The 19652-nt window shown below is 52.1% G+C and carries 13 protein-coding genes; 6 read left to right on the top strand and 7 right to left on the bottom strand.

Annotated elements, in window-relative coordinates; all coding sequences use genetic code 11:
• Window positions 1-29 precede the first annotated feature (29 nt).
• The 7 genes from Pr1d_RS01620 to flhA all read right to left on the bottom strand — a co-directional run bounded on the left by Pr1d_RS01620 (window position 30) and on the right by flhA (window position 11046).
• Window positions 30-4190, bottom strand: coding sequence for a protein kinase domain-containing protein (locus Pr1d_RS01620; protein WP_148071882.1), 4161 nt, complete (start codon window positions 4188-4190; stop codon window positions 30-32).
• A gap of 71 nt (window positions 4191-4261) precedes the next feature.
• A complete protein-coding gene (locus Pr1d_RS01615; RefSeq protein ID WP_148071881.1) occupies window positions 4262-4882 on the bottom strand; it encodes a sigma-70 family RNA polymerase sigma factor in 621 nt (206 codons plus the stop codon).
• 509 nt (window positions 4883-5391) lie between these two features.
• Window positions 5392-6180: a FliA/WhiG family RNA polymerase sigma factor gene (locus Pr1d_RS01610; RefSeq protein WP_238476612.1), complete on the bottom strand. Its 789-nt coding sequence runs from the start codon at window positions 6178-6180 to the stop codon at window positions 5392-5394.
• 109 nt (window positions 6181-6289) lie between these two features.
• Entirely contained in the window at window positions 6290-6535 is a 246-nt protein-coding gene (locus tag Pr1d_RS01605; protein ID WP_148071879.1) for a hypothetical protein, read from the bottom strand.
• A gap of 138 nt (window positions 6536-6673) precedes the next feature.
• A complete protein-coding gene (locus Pr1d_RS01600) occupies window positions 6674-7585 on the bottom strand; it encodes an AAA family ATPase (RefSeq protein ID WP_148071878.1) in 912 nt (303 codons plus the stop codon).
• 82 nt (window positions 7586-7667) lie between these two features.
• Window positions 7668-8831: a flagellar biosynthesis protein FlhF gene (gene flhF / locus Pr1d_RS01595; protein WP_148071877.1), complete on the bottom strand. Its 1164-nt coding sequence runs from the start codon at window positions 8829-8831 to the stop codon at window positions 7668-7670.
• Between the two features lie 133 nt (window positions 8832-8964).
• A complete protein-coding gene (gene flhA / locus Pr1d_RS01590; protein WP_148071876.1) occupies window positions 8965-11046 on the bottom strand; it encodes a flagellar biosynthesis protein FlhA in 2082 nt (693 codons plus the stop codon).
• Window positions 11047-11654: 608 nt separating this feature from the next.
• Here flhA and mdh point away from each other — a divergent pair.
• The 6 genes from mdh to Pr1d_RS01560 all read left to right on the top strand — a co-directional run bounded on the left by mdh (window position 11655) and on the right by Pr1d_RS01560 (window position 19625).
• Entirely contained in the window at window positions 11655-12596 is a 942-nt protein-coding gene (gene mdh / locus Pr1d_RS01585; RefSeq protein ID WP_210417853.1) for a malate dehydrogenase, read from the top strand.
• A 608-nt stretch (window positions 12597-13204) separates the two neighbouring features.
• A complete protein-coding gene (locus tag Pr1d_RS01580; RefSeq protein WP_148071874.1) occupies window positions 13205-13960 on the top strand; it encodes an alpha/beta hydrolase in 756 nt (251 codons plus the stop codon).
• Between the two features lie 285 nt (window positions 13961-14245).
• Window positions 14246-16684 (top strand): tetratricopeptide repeat protein, encoded by a 2439-nt coding sequence (locus tag Pr1d_RS01575; RefSeq protein ID WP_148071873.1) that lies wholly within the window; start codon window positions 14246-14248, stop codon window positions 16682-16684.
• Window positions 16685-16719: 35 nt separating this feature from the next.
• On the top strand, window positions 16720-17223 hold the full coding sequence (gene flgN, locus Pr1d_RS01570; protein ID WP_148071872.1) for a flagellar export chaperone FlgN: 504 nt from the start codon (window positions 16720-16722) through the stop codon (window positions 17221-17223).
• 6 nt (window positions 17224-17229) lie between these two features.
• Window positions 17230-18150, top strand: coding sequence for a sensor histidine kinase (locus tag Pr1d_RS01565; protein WP_148071871.1), 921 nt, complete (start codon window positions 17230-17232; stop codon window positions 18148-18150).
• A complete protein-coding gene (locus Pr1d_RS01560; RefSeq protein WP_148071870.1) occupies window positions 18147-19625 on the top strand; it encodes a sigma-54-dependent transcriptional regulator in 1479 nt (492 codons plus the stop codon). Before Pr1d_RS01565 ends, Pr1d_RS01560 begins: the two co-directional genes overlap by 4 nt.
• Window positions 19626-19652: the final 27 nt, after the last annotated feature.

Genomic DNA, 19652 nt, shown 5'->3' with positions numbered 1-19652 from the left:
CATAACGGCTGAGAATTTGCCCTAATTCGCTACGGGGCGAGAGCGGCGGTGACTTCGTCACGTAAACCGCCGAGATTCACGCGGTCACGCCAATTCCATTGGAGATCGCCAGCCTGGGAGGCATGTTCGTTTGCCTCGGCAAGCAGTCGCCGAGCTTGCGAGGTGTGCCCTAGGTGATGTCGGGCCAGAGCGAGAAAATAGAGTGTATATGCCTGATCGATGTAATTCCTTGCATTTCCACCGGGGAGATACGATTGCGACTTTTTCGTCAGAATGAGCGCCCCCTTCTCATCCTGTCCAGCTCGCATTAGGCATGCACCAATTAAGATACTATTATGTTTATCAATTTCAGGTTTTGGAATCTCGTAACTTGCCATCATTAAAAGTCTAGCAGGGTCCACCGAGGAATAAGGAGTGGCCGTACAGAGCATTGCAACAGTCTCTCTGCTATTTGGCTCGGGGTCTGCTGCATACTTGGACGCTAGAACTCGACACTCCCTCTGAAACGCTGGAATATTTCCGGCTGCACGGAGACACAATGCTCGACTAACGGCTGCTAGAATCGATTGACTATTCTTAGCCGTGTTAAGTTTTGCAAACTCGTCTGCAGCCTGCTCGAACTCATCTAGCATCGCATTGGCGTTCCCTCGCATAGCCCAAAACGCCATAGTGTCTGGTGCATGGCGCAACACCTCCCTTAAGGCTGCCCGTGACCCATCACCTGTTGTTGAGCGGGCTAATTCGTAGTAGTCCCAGGCTAATTCTCCTTGTCTGTTCCCCGAGGCAATGTCGTATCCTCGTGAGGCGTCGAACATACTTACGTTGCCTCTGTTGGTTGCCGCAGCTAATAGCTGACCGTTTGGATTCCACGCTAGGCAAGAGGTAGTTTTGTCGCGAAGTGAAAAGGTCAAGAGTGATTGACCTGAAGTTGCCGAGATTATCTTCATGATGCCAACTGAGGACGAACATGCCAATCGGTTCTCAATGGGATGCCACGCTAGAGAGTGAACAGAGTTCCTGTGAATCTTCTTGGTAAACACTGGTTGCTGTGTGCCTATCTTCACAATTTCAACACATCCCTCGTCAGTTCCGATTCCCACGAGTTTTGATGAGGGGCTCCAAACCGTCGAACTGATTGAGAGCTTATTGCCGCCTATTGGAAGCCGTTTTAACACCCTCTTGCCACTTGCTACCTCGATGATGTGTAAGTGGTCGTCCCAGTATAAGCGTCCGTTGTCGCCAAAGTCGCCTTGTCCAACCACACTTACGTAATCCCCCTCCGGTGACCAAGTCATTTGCTCGACTTTACCTCCCTCTGGGTGGCACTCCCATAACCATGTCGATATGCAACGTTCTTGGTCGATCTCCCAGAAACTAAGTGAGATTTGGTCGCCGAAATTGGTTGCGATGACAAGTCGTGAACCGTCCAAGGAGAACTGACACGGCTGTCTACCTAGATTCCAGAGCTGGTGGTCTTGCGTTAACCGCAACAATGCCTGTACCTGATTGGTCGAGGTATCAACTATGGAAACCGCATGATGATTCTCTGAGTACACAGCCGCAAGACTTCGGTCGGAGCTGTAGCACAACGCTTCGTTAATAGTCGGAAGTTCACTTCGAGTCGGACTTTTTTTTAGCTCTTGCCAGGAGAATAGAACATTCTCCCTCTCACTGACAGCAACTAGGGTTTGATCCGACTTCCAGTAGATCAAGTTGATGGGCGAATTGACTGAAGCAGCTTCCGAATCTGCAGTTGCATTTACGTCCCACACTTTGATTTCACAATCATCCGAGGAACTGATTAGGTTGCAGCTATCAGCACTCCAAGACAAGGAAATCACATCCCGCAAGTGACCGTTCAGCTCGATGATGGACCGACCGACCTCTAGATCCCAGACAGATATCGTTTCGCCATGTGATACGGCGACACGCTTGCCGTCGGGACTGCACGCAATGACACCCCCACGTAAAAGTTGGTGCTCTTCAGAGATATTCCAGTTCGTAGAATTAAGTAAGAACCAGCGGTGACTTTCTATAACAGCCAAATGTTCGCCTACGGGATGCCAAGAGACTCCCGTGTGTTGAGCCTCTGAGGGTAATTGAAACAGAAGTGTACCAGTTGACGTGTTCCACGCGAAAACACCCCCACCATCTACCCCAGCTACCAGCAGCTTGCCATTGGCACTCCAGGCCACTGTTGAAACGTTATCAGTAACCTCCAGGGAGTGAACTACCGAACGTGTGGCGACATCCCAGATTTTTACCGAGTGGTCGATTGAGCCAGTAGCTAGCTGCTTTCCATCGGGGCGCCAAGCAAGACACCATACACTTGCCTCATGAATAGATGGCAGATCAACTTCATTTGTTTCTCGGTCCCAGATATGAACATTACTAAGCTTACTAGCTTCACCCCAAGCCAGCTTTCGGCTGTCGGGGCTCCACGCAGCACAACGCCGCAAGATAAATGTGGTATCACAAGTGCCGATGAGACCGTAGGTGCCGCTATCCCAAATTTTCCCTGGCGTGCCAATAAGGGCTCCGTCTGGACTCCAGGCAGCATGCTGAAATTGATAGAAATCCCGCAAGCTTACTTGTTCGGGATGACAAAGTGTCTTCAAATAATACCACTCCCACCCACGACGATCCGGCGCTCCATCGAGTGGTAAGTGTCCTGCAAGAGTGGTACGCAAGCCGCCGATGTTCTTCTGTTGTGCATCCACCTGACCCGCAACAATTTCGGCACAATATTGATGGAGTAGGGCTTTGTTTCGCTCATCCATGGCACGATTACGTTCCGCTATTGCAACGTTCTTTTCGCCGATAGCGAGCCGGCGTTGTTGGTTGGCCTCATTACGAGATTGGGCGACGAAAACTGTGCCGAGACTCAGCACAACGAGCACCAGTAGAAGTATTCCGAGTGCCGTCCATGCGAGTCCCGAGTGCCGCCGAGACCATTTGAAGATCTTGTCACTCAACGAAGGAGCTCGGGCATGGATTGGCTTGCTCTCTGAAAATCGTCGTAAATCATCGGCAAGGTGCTTTGCGCTTCGATATCGATCAACGGGGTCTCGTTCCGTTGCCTTGCAGACGATAGTTTCGAGATCGACAGGGATGTGGCTATTGAGTTGCCGAAGAGGACGCGGGTCGATTGTCGCGATCTCTTGGAGAAGCTGTCTGCGGTCGTTTCCTCCGTATGCGGGTTGAAGCGTTAACAGTTCATAAAGGGTAACTCCGAGTGAATAGATATCGGAACGAGAATCTACAACAGCTTGCCCAAGAGCCTGTTCTGGGCTCATGTAACGCAGTGTCCCGAGTGCGTCGCCCGATATCGTAAGGCCTGCGTCGGCTTCTATCCGAGCAAGGCCAAAATCGGTGATCCAGATTTTGCCTGCTCGATCAATAATCAAGTTGCCAGGCTTAATGTCGCGGTGAATGATGCCTAAGTCATGAGCATGCTGGAGTGCGTCGGCTGCCTCTGCTCCAAGTAATGCGAGGGTGCGAAAGCGTCCTGGCGAATTGGCATCATCTTTTGTAGAGAGCGCGGCAGCAACAGTTTCAGCCGAGGCACTACTACTATCTTCGATTTGCCCGCCACTCTGTACTCTTTGGCAATTGTGAATCACCCGATCAAGACTCTCACCATCGACCAATTCCATAGCATAGTAGTGGACACCTCGATCACAGCCTACAGAATAGACACTGACGATGTGAGGATGCTTGAGCGTGGCGGCTGCACGGGCTTCGTTCTTGAAACGTTTTAACTGCTGCTCATCCAGCATTGCGGCGAACGGCAGGACCTTGAGCGCTACCCGCCGAGCGAGTGATAACTGCTCGGCCTCGTAGACGATTCCCATTCCCCCCCGGCCTAGCTCTCGCAGAATCCGGAAGTCTCCCAATACTCCCCGCGGCATTCCGTCACCGTCTGAAGAGGATAATCTGTCTGAGCCGCGAGAATTGACTGCCGATTCATTGCCCATCATCTCGGTGGCGGGACGTAGATGTGCCACCGCCTCCAAGGCAGGCAGGAGCTGTTGAAGCCGTGGAGCTAATTGAGGCCAAGTTGCACAAAGCTCGGTTACATTGATCGAGTCGCCGTTTTCTAGCTGGGTTACGGCTTGGCACACAAGAACATCAAAAGCCGCTTCCAGATCAGGCGGAGTCTGAATCTCGGATAGTTCTGTGTGTGCCATGGATAGGAAACTGGAAAAGGAATCTCTGGGGCAGATAGGGTCGCTTCAGGAACCACAAAACACAAAAGTTGCTAGTCGTCATGTTTAGCCAAGCTGCGACTTAATTTCTCAATTGCACGTCGATAGCGTGAATAGATCGCATCTTCGCTCATTTTCAGAACGTCGGTAATCTCATTAAACGACATCTCTTCCAAGTGACGTAGTATGATTATTTCACGAGAGATTTCAGGTAATTGCTGAATAGCTGCATGAACTCGAGCTTGTATTTCCTTGCGAATAGCATGACCACTAGCATGCGTCGCGGGCATTGGCAATCTCTCGGCGAGCAACTCTGCCGATTTATCGGCGAGCTGGTGAGAGTGCTCTTCCCGACTGACTGAGCGACGTTTTGCATATAAGTGCTGACGTTGGAGCTGGATAAGCCGCTGCCAGGCAATTCCGCGTAGCCAAGGATAGAAAGGAATAGGTTGTGATCGTGCATAGTTAGTCAACTTACCGTGAGCCTCAGTGAGTGAGTCTTGAACCACATCAGAAGGATCGAATCTCGCAGTCAGCCGGCCATCCATGCGCAATTTAATCATTGCAACCAGACGGCCACGGTGGCGATCCAATAGTTGATCGGTCGCCAGGGAATCACCTTTAGCCACACGAGCCAAGAGCTGAGAAGTATCGTCTGGGCAACGGGCTGCCATATAGTATCCTTGCAGAAGAAGGCGAGAATCCGTCGCTATTTCTTGGCCAAATATGGAATGAGTTCATCTTAGCTTGTAAGGAAAAGGACGTCAAAGAATCCTAATTTCGTAGCGAATGCGAGATTTTCAGCTAAATCAATAGGATAAGTTGTCAGATACTTGGGCAAGACTTGGGGGGCAAGACGCTGCCGATCGTGAAAACCTGCTACACTTTGTCAGGGATTTGCAACTCGCGGAGAAAAGGAGGTTATTCATAACCTTGTTTCCAGAAAGCGGCCGGGTAAGTGCTTGAAGCGTCGAAAGACCACTACTGGTACGCAGACTTCCAGCCGAATTAAACCACGCACTGTTCAAGCGTAGTTTGATCGAGGAGTACCTTATCCTAACAGAAAAACCGCGAGGCAACTTCCCAGCGAGATTTCTCGCCCGGCTGTCGCCTCGCGGCTTAAGGTTGGTTGGAGTGGGACCGGAAGCTTGCGCATCCGGCTCGCCACAGGTTTGGCTTGCCGTTAGGTGCCGAATTCCGGTCGGCGTCTTCCTAACTGGTTTTGCAACCGCTGCACGATCGCGCTGTGCATTTGGCTCACCCGACTTTCACTCAGGTCGAGAGTTGAGCCGATTTCCTTCATCGTCATTTCTTCGTAGTAGTAGAGAATGATGATGAGGCGCTCGTTGCGATTAAGTCCCTTGGTGACTAGCCGCATGAGGTCGGATTTCTGAATTCGACGTGTGGGATCTTCGCCCTTTTTGTCTTCCAGGATGTCGATTTCGCGGACATCCTTGTAGCTGTCGGTCTCGTACCATTTTTTGTTGAGACTGATGAGGCCGACGGCGTTGGCCTCGGACATCATCTTTTCGAGCTCCTGAACGGAGATTTCCATCTTCTCGGCGAGTTCGATCTCTGTCGGCTGCCGGCCGTGCTGCGCTTCGAGTGCTTTGACGGCCGCGCTGAGTTTGCTCGCCTTAGAACGGACCAAGCGAGGAACCCAGTCCATGCTTCGCAGTTCGTCGAGCATGGCACCACGGATGCGAGGAACACAGTAGGTTTCGAACTTAACACCGCGACTCATGTCAAAGGCCTTGATGGCGTCCATCAAACCGAAGACACCGGCCGAGATGAGATCATCGAGTTCCACCCCATCCGGGAGCCGCGACCAGATGCGTTCTCCATTGTATTTCACCAACGGCAGATAACGCTCAACGAGTCGATTGCGTAAGTCACGACTGCTGGGATCATTCTTATACTGATGCCAAACTTCGGCGATTTCATCTACAGGTGCGACAGTCGCTGTTGTCATGCAATCCTCCATGCTGCTTTGAACTGATTGCCCCCAGCGAGGCAATCAGATGGAAGCGAGATTCCGTTCTCGTTTGTTTATTCGCGGTGCCACAACAGGCACCGATGTCTTAGTTGGTTGGCTTGGCTTGGGCGTTCTCGAATGCATCCAACTCTGCCTGCACGCGAGTTCTCGTTGACTCATCGACTGTCGTCTGAGCGATTGCTCCTACGACTGTCCCCACCACTGCCAGAAGCGCCATCATAGCAACTGACTGGAGGAGCGTGCCGTCGACGCCAGCTCCATCCTTGATGGCGCGTAGGAGCACCACGATTAATCCCAGTAGTGCTAAGATGCCGGCATAAGTGCGAGCCACGCGACGAGTCTCCTTGGGCCTCAAACTTTTCGCATTCGCGCCAGTTTAACGGGCGAGTGCAGCCGATCCGACTTCCATTAGTTATCGTCATAATGCGTGGTTGTATTGAGTGAAGTTGAAAATAAAACAAGCGGTCTGCTAGCGACTCGCGGCAATGGAGACTCTTTGTTCGGTTTCTGTGAAAAGCGAAGCTGCTTGCGACTCGCTCGGAAGGGACTTACTTCGTGGTTGCGTGTTGCGCCCTTGGATCAAATAAGCTTGTGAGAGCAGGTCGGCGGCGAGCAAGCGCACGGATCGACGCAACGGAGAGCGATGACTGAGTGTTTCTGCCCCAGCGTGGAGTTGTTTGTCAGAAGCTAGCACTGCCGCGTCGCCAAGCAAACGCATTCCCAAGAATCGCCGGCAAGTTGACGCAAAGCTATCGCTTGCGCGCATGCCCAAATCTACATCGTTACATTGGTTGACCACCAGGCGAAGTTTGCCGTCCACGTCTCCCCAAGGGGCAAGTTTTACGGCAGCGTAACTGTCCATTACCGAAGAGGACTGCACCGTGGTTACCAGCAATATCTGCAAGGCAGCGGTCCAGAATTTTTCAATCCAGGGAGTCATCCCCTCACCAGTGTCAATCAAGATGATATCGGCATCATTTCTTAGTGATCGCAGGTCCGTCAAAAGGCGCTTCAGTGCGCGAAGATTCATTTCGGGGACTTCTCCATCAACATCGATGCCAGACAAGAGCTGGATCCCTTCACCAATTTGTTCGAGTACTTCAGCCACTGAGCGGTGGCCGTTTAGGACTTCGGAAAGAGAACCACTGCGAGATGGCTTCATGCTGGCGGTCAATCTCGGAGCAAGCAGATTGGCATCGACCAAGACGACACGTTTGCCGAGTTGAGCAAGTTCCTGCGCAAGATATTGGGCGACAGTGGTCGCACCAACTCCGCGTTGTGCGCCGCTCACAGCTACCAGAGGAATCCCCGGTTGAAGGATAGCATGCTCCTTGACGGTTTCACGAACGAGCATTCTCAGTTTGTCGGCTTGATCAAGCATGGGGAATTGTCAGTTGTCAGTGGACATTTGTCAGTTAATGGTGAGCCCGGTCGTCTCGAATCCGATTGAGTCTCAATTCTGATTAATTCTTGATTCCTAAGATCAACTCCGCCAACTTGCGTGAATTGGCGACCTGGATGTCGTCGGGGACGTTCTGGCCGTCGGTCACGTAGCTTATGGGGAGGCGACTAACCTGGCCTATGGAGAGTAGATTTCCCAAGGCCATGGCCTCGTCGAGTTTTGTAACAACGATACCTGTGGTACCAACAGAAGCAAATTTCTCAGCCGTTGTCGTCAGACTTTTGGCTCCACTGACAGCGCTGAGAACCACAAAAACTTCGTCGGGGTTGGCCTCCGAGAGGATGGATTTCAGTTCTTGAATCCTGACTTGATCACGAGGGCTACGTCCCGCAGTATCCATCAGAATCAAATCCATGGATTTCATTCTCGCGACCGCCTCGCGCATTTCCCGTGGTGTGCTCACCACTTCCATAGGCAAGTCGATGATGTCGGCGTAGGTACGAAGCTGTTCGACTGCGGCGATCCTATAAGTATCGACGGTGATCAAGCCGACCGACTTGTTCTCACGTAGGCGAAAATTGGCCGCCAACTTCGCGATTGTCGTGGTCTTGCCCACTCCCGTGGGGCCAACTAATGCGATTACTTTGCCTGCACCGGATGTTACTTGCAGAGGTCCCGTTACTTCGATCTCGCTTTCGATCTTGCGCATGAGCTCAGCCCGCAACGCAAACGCATCGTGCAAGTCGACAGTCTCATTGGCGCGCAAATGGTGGAGCAGCTGCTGGGCAACACGTTCTTCCACGTCGGATTCGATCAGGTCGGTGTAAACCTCGAACAATGCCTCAGGAAGTTTATGAATGGCCGAGTCAGCAGACTGCTGCCTGAGATGTTGCGACATGAACTGCAGCTCATCTATTTCCGTGCCGGAATCCGCAAGAAAGTCGTTGCGGTAGCGATTTCGGTAATCGAAGTCATCTCCCGCTAAAATATTTGAAGCAGGTTTCGACGTAGAAGCTGCCGCGGCTTCTTCGGTGACCACCATCCTAGCCGGGACATTAGCATCCTTAGACGCCGCGACCTCAAAATGTCTGCCAAGAAAGATTCGACCCAACAGGCTGGCATGACACTCTCTCGTGTGCAGGACCGTAGCGTCTGGCCCCAACTCACGACGGATCATGTCTAGGGCTTGTTGCATCGATTTCGCGCGAAATGTGGAGATGTTCATAGAGGTTAGATGCTAGTGGTTAGAGATTTGGCGAGCCGGGTCGTCCCGACCCCGGTCATCCATAGTAGTCAGTAGTCAGTAGTCAGTAGTCATTTGGTTTTTCAATCCGCAATCCGAATTCCCCACTCCGCATTTAATTGTCGCTTGCTAATCCCAGTGTCACTATCTGTGTGTCTCTGGTAATTTCGTTAAAGCTGAGAACCACGAGTTGGCTCAGGTGGTTTTCGGTGATTTGCTTGAGTGCAGCCCGGATTTGTGGGCTGACTAGCACAATAGGAGTATGATTGGCTGTGATTAGTTTGGTGATCTGCTCGGCAATCGAGTTGCATGTCGCTTCGATTGCTTGCGGCGACATGCGGATGAACAATCCCCGCTCATTATGTTCGAACCCAGCACGAATACGGTCTTCCATGGCCGGATCGAGGGCGATCACATAGAGTTCTCCTTGCTCGTTGCGATAGCGCGTACATATCTGGCGCGCCAAGCGATGGCGGACATACTCAGTGAGCAACACGGGATCCTTGGTCCTCGGAGCGTAGTCCCCCAAGGTTTCCAAAATGAGTGCGAGTTGTCGAATGGGGACTTGCTCACGCAGCAGCAGTTGCAACACACTTTGCACTTCGGCCAGCGACATCGTATTGGGAATCAATTCTTCGACGACAGCCGGTTGGGTTTGCTTGAGTTCGTCAACTAGGTGCTTGGCCGAATCGCGAGTGAGAATCTCGTCGGCATGACGCCGGCAGACTTCAGTCAGATGGGTGGCTAAGACGGCCCCCGGTTCCACGACGGTGTAGCCCAGTAACTCGGCATTTTCTTGCATGGATGTTTGAATCCACTTGGCTTCGGTGCCGAAGGCGGGGTCCTTGGTGTCGATGCCGTCGATCTTCCCGGTGGTCATTCCTGAGTCGATGGCCAATAGGTAGCCCGGTTCCAGCCGATCGTGCGCGACGGGCATATCGGCAATCTTGATGCGATACTCGTTTGGCTCGAGCCGCATATTATCGCGAATCCGTATCTTGGGCATGATGACGCCAATCTCCGCGGCGATACTTTGCCGCACGCGTTGGATGCGTTCGAGCAAATCACCACCTCGTTTGGGATCGGCTAGACGGATCAATCCCACGCCCACCTCGACTTCCATTGGGTCGACGGCGAGATAGTCTTCAATCCGATCTTCGACAGGCGGCTTCTGTTGTCTTGCTTCCGTGGCCTCGTCGGTTTTCTTACGTGTTTCTGCCTGGGTCAATACGCGGGCCATCCCCAGACAAGCTGCACACATCACCATCAGCGGCGTACGGGGAAGATCAGTCATAACCAACACAGCAAGAAACCCGGCCGCCACGGCCAAGGCTTGCGGACGCGAAAATATCTGCTGGATAAACTCTTGAGGCAGATTGCTGCTGCGAGTGCTGCGAGTGATGAGCAATGCAGCAGCCAAAGAGATGAGAAATGCAGGGACCTGGCTTACGAGACCATCGCCAATGGTAAGACGAGTAAAGAGGGAACCTGCCTCCATCAACGGCATCCCATGCTCGGCCACACCGATAATCAACCCGCCCAGAACGTTGATCACGGTGATGATGATGCCAGCGATCGCATCGCCACGGACGAATTTACTGGCACCATCCATGGCTCCATAAAAGTCGGCCTGCTGGGTGATTTCTGTGCGTCGGCGCTGAGCTTCGTGTTCGTCGATAATTCCCGCATTCAAGTCGGCATCAATTGCCATCTGTTTGCCTGGCATGCCATCCAATGAGAATCGAGCGGCGACTTCGCTGATTCGGGTAGCACCTTTGGTGATTACGACAAACTGGATCACCACAATAATGATGAAAATGATCAACCCGACGACTATGTTTCCCTCACCGGCCACAAAATTCGCAAATGCGGTAATCACCCCTCCCGCCGCGTTCTCCCCATCGACGGCCGCTCGAGTGAGAATCAGCCTAGTCGTGGCTACATTCAAGACGAGTCGCGCCAGCGTGGTGGCCAACAGCAGGGAAGGAAAGATGCTGAATTCCAGTGGCGACTTCACATAGACTGTCGTAAGCAGCACAATCACCGAGACGGTGATATTGCCAGCTAGAAGCACATCCAACAGCGCGGGAGGCAACGGCACCAGGATCACCAGCACGCTGGTAATCATGGCAATCGGCAAAACGAGATCTTGGCAACGACGGGCAATACCCGCAGCGCCAGACGCGCCATCAGCCATCGACGAGCTCCGCAATGAGAATCGAAATGTGAAAAGATTTGGTAGAAAAGAGGGCCGGATGGTAGGAAGTGAGGTGCTCAGTGTCCAGATCGCTGTTTCTCGGGGTTTACGGGGCTAGCACGTTGACGCACTGGAGTTCAGTTTTCTCATGTCTTACCACTCAACCGGACCGCCACGCGGTCCGGGAGTTGGGAACCTAACGTCGCCAATCTTTCCCGGTCCACGTGGCGGGTCCGGCTACGGAAGCTGGAAATACCGGCGCAGGCAGTACTTTGTGCAAGTTATTGGCCCCTCGATTTGTTTGAATCACTTTCACACGTTTTTTTAGAAGCGAAGTACTCCGTCATCCCGAAGTACTCCGAGGGATCTGGCAAGATTTGTCATGCAAAACTGTTCGACGATCATCCCAAAACCGCTTAAAAACTGGATTCTACTGATGGTTTTTGTGTTGTGAGAGGGAATTTTTACCTAACGGCCACTTCCATACTCCCCCTACAATCGCAGCATCAAACAAAGCGTGTTAGGGCACTTGCAACAACTTGTCTGTCGCGCGATACTCACTCTCTTGCAGTCAATTTTTCAAACAAGATAAGCAAGGGAGCGTTGTGATGCGGCGTGCGAAGATCAGCATAATCGGGGCGGGGAATGTTGGGGCCACCACGGCCCATTGGTGTGCGGCGGCAGAGCTGGGGGACATCGTCCTGGTGGACATCCCGCAAACCGAGGACATGCCCAAAGGAAAGGCCCTCGATTTAATGCAGGCATCGCCAGTCATGGGGTTCGACTCCAATATCGTTGGCACGACGAGCTATGAAGATACTGCTGGCAGCGACGTGGTGGTGATCACTGCTGGCATTCCTCGCAAGCCGGGGATGAGCCGCGACGACCTGCTAGCGACCAACGCCAAAATCATGGCTAGCGTCTGCGAGCAGATTAAGAAGTCTAGCCCAGACTGCATTGTGATCGTGGTGAGCAACCCGCTCGATGCAATGGTCCAGCGAGCCTTGCAGGTTACCGGCTTTGAGCCTTGTCGTGTACTTGGACAAGCAGGAGTCTTGGACACGGCCCGCTATCGCACATTCCTGGCTATGGAGTTGGGAGTGAGTGTCGAAGACGTTTCGGCACTCTTGATGGGGGGCCATGGTGACACGATGGTACCGATTCCAAGTTGTACTTCCGTGGGTGGGATCCCCGTATTGCAGTTGATCGATCCAGCACGACTCGAAGAGATAGTTGATCGCACTCGAAAAGGTGGAGCAGAAATCGTGAGTCTCTTGAAGACGGGCAGTGCCTATTACGCCCCTGCTGCTGCTACTACGCAAATGGTCGAAGCCGTGGTGCGCGACAAGAAGCGATTGATTCCATGTGCGGCCTACTGTGAAGAAGAATACGGCGTGGGAGGATTCTACGTCGGAGTGCCTGTGATTCTCGGATCCAACGGTGTTGAGAAGATTGTTGAACTGACGCTAACTGTCGAGGAAAAAGCAGCCTTCCAGAAAAGTGTGGACGCTGTGAAAGAGCTAGTGGAGACGATGGCCAAACTCGGCTGAGTGAGCAAAGCGGAAACGGAAGTCACACTTAGGAATTGTGCCGCTGACATAAGCGAGTTTGTGGGTTCTCGCGGGCTGTAGAAAACATATTTACGCAGAGACGGTAGAGAAGAATTGAAACTTTTTTCTGCGCCTGCGAGTCTCTGTGAGAGATAAATTGCGTTGCGGCCAGTGGCCGAGTTTGGAATCTTTGTACCGTATCTTGTGCCGAATTCCGACTTTCGTCCGGGTTTTTGTATTAGGTATATAGAGTGCTAGCACTTGACGTTAGTGGGTTTTTAAGGCGTGACGTTGACATTTTCCAACGACTGGATTACAACCCCCATCGTTACGTCGTTCGACTGATTTTGTCGCGTCGGAACGTCTTGATGGGGCTAGCTAGCAAAGCTGAATGAGCTGCATGTGCCGTGAATTTGAATGCAAGATAGCAGAATTGGCATTGAGACAGATCTGGCGTGTTTGAGATAGTGTGTTTGCTGATCCACTGCGACCGGCGCAAAGTTGTGCTTGTGGAATCGGAAAGCACCGGTGTTGGTCAAGGAGCGATATCGAGGGCGTAGCACATGTCTCTGACCACTTCCGCACAACACCTCTAATGCGAACCAACTATGATCCGAACGCTGTTACCTCCCCAGCCTTCTCTTCTCCCTGCTACCCACACTAGCTTCACTGCATGGCCTAAAAAAAGAAAACGTTCTACTCCCCTCAGGCGACGAGCCACTTCAATTCCGCATTGCCTCTATGCACCTATCAACTATGAGGCTGGCTACGCGTATCCTCTGATTGTGTGGTTGCATGGCCCCAACAGCAGTGAAGGCGAACTTCGCCAGGTCATGCCCCTACTGAATTCAAGAAATTACGTCGGGGTATCGCCGCGAGGCACGCTTCGAACCTGCAAGGAAGAACGGCGATTTGGGTGGGAACAGTCAGCTTCTGCTATAGCTGAATCTTGCCATCGTACGCGGCAGTGCATTGAGATCGCGCAAAATCAGTTTAATGTTCATGACAATCGCATCTTTGTTGCCGGCTATGGTGTCGGAGGCTCGATGGCCCTGCGAGTTGGTTTGGAGCATCCAGAACTATTCGCCGGAGCAATTTCTTTGGGAGGTCGTGTACCTCGAGGTGGTCATGCGTTTCGCCGTCTCAATGCAGCACGGAGCTTACCTCTGATGATGTCGGTTTCGCCGAAGGAAGGCGAATTCACCAGAGAGCAAGTAATGGACGACCTCCGCTTGCTGCACAGTGGGGGCTTCTCCGTCTCGCTAAACCTCTATCCAGATGGGGATAGCTTGACAGATGTAATGCTCGCAGATGTCAACAATTGGGTGATGGGGCTCGCCTGTCCTAGCACGGTTGTTGCTTGAGGTAGAGTGAAGTGCTGACATTTCGCGGTACTCCGAGAAACCTGGGTAAATCCCTCGCAGTTCTATTTTCTGAATGTCCGAAGGCATCCACCTACTAGCTCCTGATTCGCTAGCACCTTTTCCAACTCGCCATGCGAACTCGAGCGTTCTACTCACTGCTATCACGCTCGCGAGTCAATTTGGATTGACACCTGCGCAGGCATTTCGGTACAAGCCTCCCCGTCTAGATCTCACAGGACTGTCGTTTGGTCCTGCGCCCAATGACGATTCGGAGAGCGAAGTAACTTGTCCGACACGACACCTACAACCAAGGAAAAGTCATCGCCAGATGAAGCTGCTGCGCCCACTCTCCGCGCCAAGATATCTAGTCTCGTGAATTGGTCAGGCGCTGGCAGACTCCATAAGTTGCTGCTTGGCACGGCTGCAGCAATCGGGCTCGTAGGACTATTTGCTTTTTGGAGCTATCTGGGACATGTAACAGTTGTCGATGTGCCGGTCATCACCCTCGACATGGCTTGGGAAGCACTTGACCAGCAAAAATACGAAGAGGCACGCAATATCATCGTTGAGATCCAGAGGAACCCAAAGGATCTCGAAGACTTTGGAAGCTATCTGTACATACTGGGGGCAGTAAAATCCTACCAGGCAGACAAGGAATGGTCAGATGATCGTAAGCGGGCAACGCACCTCATTGCGGCTCGCTATCTACAAAAGGCGCGTGACCTAGGAGTGCCGGAGGACCGCGAGGGGCAACTGATCTATCTACTTGGACAAAGTCTTGTCTATGGAAACCAATCTCGGGAGGGAATCGCGATCCTCCAAGAAGCCCTCAAGGAACTCTCGGATCCACCTATTCAATTGCGCCGCCTGCTGGTTGAGGCGTACTTGAACCTGCCTAATCCAAAATTACACGAAGCACTGGAACACAATCGATTTTTGATTTCTGAACCCTCGCTGGCAACCTCTGAGCGAGCAGAAGCTCTACTTACTCAATCGCATATTCTCATAAATCTTGGCAATCTTGAAAAAGCCAAACTGCTGCTGGAGACTCTTAATAGTGATGAAGGACTGCAGGCAGCCAAAAGGACGCTATCGGGTCGCCTTGCACTGGCACAAGCGAGGATATCTGAACCAAACTCAGCCGAGCGTAGTTCTCTTTTAGAAAACGCTCTTCAGGATTTCCGTGAAGCACTAAGGCAAGATAAGGTCCACGGCAAAGTCAGACGGCAGGCTATGGTATTCGTTGGAGAATGTTACGAATTGAAAAACGATCTTGCTGCTGCAATCGTCGAGTACGAAAACATTGGGAACAGTTACGGGGATACGGCAGAGAGCATTGTAGCGACTTTGGAAAAAGCACGTTTGCTGCAGCAAACAGAACGCCCCGATAAGGCACTCGTCGCCTACCGTGCTGTACTTGAGTCTGTCGGAGAACCGGTTACCTATGTGAATTCGCTTTTGCCTTTGGCACAGCTTCGAAGAAACCTCCTCCAAGCCCACTCTCGTTTTGTGGAGGATCGGAATTTCGAGCAGGCGCTTGCACTAGTGGATCACTTAACATCACTTTTTGAACCAACTACGGTGACCGAGTTACGTGGGATAACCCACGTTGTCTGGGGGGAAGCCAGTCTAGACGAGGCTTCCAAAGCACAACGTCGTCGCTCCACTGAATCGCTGGAAACTGAAGGTCGCTACCACTTTCGAGCTGCAGGCAGAGCTTTCCAGTCACTTGCTGAAATGCGTTTCGCAACCAGTCACTATACCAACGATCTTTGGAAGGCGGCAGAGAACTACTATCGAGGACATAGCTATACTCAGACAGCCCTTGTGCTTGATGAGTATCTGCATCACGAGGCTCGTACACGTCGTGCACTGGCGTTGCTGCGTTATGGCCAATCACAACTAGCGGCAGGTGAAACTGCAAAAGCCATCACAGCCCTTGAAGAATGTATCGAGATGCACCCTCGAGACGCCAGTGTTTATGCTGCCCGTGTGGCATGTGCTCAGGCATTTCTCTCGGTGGATCAACCCGACAAGGCAGAGGCCCTCTTAGTAACCAATATCACTGGGGATACTCTACGTCCGGAAAGTCCTGAATGGCGAGAGTCTTTATTTCTTTTGGGAACCCATTTGCATGATTCTGGGAAATACGACGAATCGATCAAAGTCTTGGAGGAGGCAGTGGCCCGCTATCCGATGGCTCCGCAAGCCTTAGTAGCTCGGTATACGATCGCTCGTTCGTTTCACAGTGCGTCAGAAGAACCGGCAAAAAAAGCTCGTGAAGCCAAAACGGAGAACGAGCGACAAAAGAACCGCAAGTCACGAGATCAGAATCTTGAATCGGCGTTGGAGAACTATCTCGACGTGCAACGAAAGATCACCCTGGGAGGGCATGCAGATGATTCCCCCATGAACAAGGCGCTGCTGCGTAATTGCTACATGATGCAAGGCTCGGTCCTTTTCGAATTGCGTCGTTATGAAGAGGCTCGGAAAGCGTATGCGAATGTCTCGACTCTCTATCAGCATGAGCCCTTTGTGCTGGAGAGCTTCGTTCACATTGCCAATTGCTGGCATCGATTGAACCAACCACTCAATGCCCGCCAGACGATTGCTCAAGCCAAATTAGTTCTGGAGCGTTTGCAGACAGGGATTGATTTCAAGCAAACAACCAACTTCAGTAGACAGCAATGGGAACTCTTGTTGAACGAGATGGCTCAATGGTAACTAGCAGCAACAGCCAATTGTAAGAAAGCACAATTGTGACGGATTTATCAACGGTCAAATTGGCAGAACTTGTCAGCAAGCGACACGCTTGTCTGATGCAACTGTGCAAGTTAGGCGTTAAGCAGTCCGAGTTTATTGTCTCGGGTGAAATAAGTTCCATGTTGCGACTGTTGTCAGTGAAGAACCAGTTGATCGTTGCGTTGCAAAGTATTGAACAACAGTTGTCTCCATTTCACGAACAAGATCCCGAACAACGGTCGTGGGGGTCTGCCGAGGCACATCAGAAGTGCGCCGAGCAAGCCGCTGACTGCAAGCAATTGCTAGATAGAGTAATGCATTTGGAGAGTGAAAATGAGTTGAAAATGACTCACCGCCGTGACCAGATTGCTCAGCAACTACAGGCAGCTCAGTCATCTGCGTCGGCTCGGCGGGCTTATCAGGTACATCACGCTAGGCCACAGAGGCTAGGAGTATCCTTCGATGATGCTCTAAGTTGTCCAACAGAACAGCCTCATTTAGATCTGCAAACAGGACCCTAATCAACTATGCAAACAAAGAGCGATCAGCCTGACGGCGCCCCCTATTTGCGTCTCTTCAATGGGGTGGACGAATTGCAGGGAGAACTTGCCGTTCCCGAATTGGAATCTCCTTGCAGCCTTGAATCGGTGCTAACCGCTTGGCATGAAGCGACCGTGAGGTTGGAACAAACGCATGAAATATTGCAATCCGAAGTACGACGACTCAACGATGAGTTGGAACTGAAGAACAAAGAGTTGGCATTGAATGCACGCCTGGCTGATCTAGGCCGAATGGCGTCTCATGTCGCTCACGAAGTGCGAAATAGTCTGGTCCCTGTGACTTTGTATGTCGAACTGCTCAAACGTCGGTTGCTAGAAGACTCTGGCAGCCTGGATATCTTAACCAAGATCGAGGCAGGGTTCACCGCCCTGGACATTACCGTGAACGATCTACTCAATTTTACATCGCATCGGGAGCCTCGATGGGAGAGTTTTCCTGCCTCAGTTTTGATCCAAGAGGTTTGCGAGGCATTGAAGCCGCAGCTAGACGCTCAGTCTATCCATGTAGAGACAGAAGTAGAGCATTCTTCGCTGATCTGCGCAGATCGAGAGATGCTTCGTCGAGCGCTCCTGAACTTGGCCCTCAATGCGCTGGATGCAATGGCATCTGGCGGTGAGTTGGTAATTACTGCTTTTGAGGGCCCGAAGGGGTTTCTGCTAGAAGTCGCCGACAGTGGCAAGGGATTAAGTCAGAACCAATTGAACAGGGTATTTGAGCCATTCTTCACGACCAAAAGCAACGGCACTGGATTAGGTTTGGCGATTGTGCATCGAATTGCTGAAGCCCATGGTGGTCGAATTACCGCTGCGAATTGTCCCGAAGGGGGAGCCGCCTTCACAATCGAACTTCCAGCTGTGCAAATGCAATCGAAAAGGATGGCCGCATGAGAGAGCAGGGAAAGCCGTTGAAGTTCGGTCGTGTATTAGTAGTCGATGATCACGCCGCAGCGCGTGAATCGGTTGCCGACGTGCTGCGCCACGCCGGTTACCTGGTAACCGGCGCGTCAAGTGCGCGCGAAGGTCTGGGACTCCTAGCCAAGAGCGAATATCAGGTAATCATCACTGATCTTCAGATGCCTGGCATGGATGGACTTGAGTTTATTCGCCAAATTCAACAGCAGCGTTTACTTGCTCAGATAATCATGGTCACGGCCCATGCCACGATTGGGTCAGCTGTCGAGGCGATGCGCCATGGAGCTTTTGACTACCTGGAGAAACCATTCAATGCAACTCGTTTGGAAGAGTTGGTGGGGAGGGCACTTGAGCGGGGCCGATTGCTCGCCCCAGAAGAGAACAATCGACACTCGGGTAGCCTTCACGAAGATGAAGTCTTTGGCTTGGTTGGTAATAGCCAGGCAATGCAGGAGTTGCGCGCTAGTATTCGTCAAGTGGCCCCCACGGATGAGACAGTACTCATCGTCGGTGAAAGCGGTACAGGTAAGGAGTTAGTTGCTCGTGCTTTGCATCGTCTGAGCAAACGCAGTTCCGGCCCTCTGGTGAGTCTCAATTGCCCTGCCCTTTCTCCCCAATTGACCGAAAGCGAATTATTCGGACATCGTCGTGGTGCTTTCACTGGGGCGGAAGATGATCGCCAGGGACGTTTTGAAATGGCCGACAAGGGGACTATTCTGCTTGATGAAATCACTGAGATAGATCTTGGGTTACAGGCAAAACTCTTGCGAGTTCTCCAGGAGCGCACGTTCGAACGAGTTGGATGCAGCCAACCACGGTCTGCCAATGTCCGAGTGCTTGCTAGCACCAATCGAGATCTGCAACAGGAAGTTGCTAGCGCACGATTCCGCCAAGACTTGTACTATCGCCTGGCCGTAGTGCCGTTGGTCTTACCGCCGCTGCGTGAGCGCGAGGCTGACGTCCATATGCTGACAGATTATTTCCTAGATCGTGCCGCTATCCGGCTCGGGCGACAACGCTGCCAAATGGAGCAAGAAGCCCGTCGGTTATTTGGCAATTATCATTGGCCTGGCAACGTGCGGGAACTAGAAAACATCGTGACACGTGCTTGTGTGCTCAATGAAGGACAGCCCATTTCGGCGGTTGAACTGCAGCCTTGGCTCGAGCAACCCGAGTGTGTCACAGAAGCCCACATTTCTGCCTTGCCTGTTGGAGTCACGCTCGAAGAAATGGAACGACAGATGATCGTCGCCACATTGGAGCACTTCGACGGACATCGAGCACGCACAGCCGAAGCCTTGGGCATTGGCGTACGAACACTAAGTGGCAAATTGCGCGGTTACGGCTACGCTCCGCATACCAAGGAGTTTGGCGAAGCGAGTGATGTTCGGCAGAATCTGCCGAGTGGGTCGGCAAGTTCTGCCAATTTGATCGCAAAGCTAACCGCGTAAATTGAAGAATTTAACGAAATTAGACAA

Source organism: Bythopirellula goksoeyrii (genome assembly GCF_008065115.1).
GTDB lineage: Bacteria > Planctomycetota > Planctomycetia > Pirellulales > Lacipirellulaceae > Bythopirellula > Bythopirellula goksoeyrii.
Note: the sequence above shows the minus strand (reverse complement) of the source record. Positions and strands in the feature narration are given on the sequence as shown.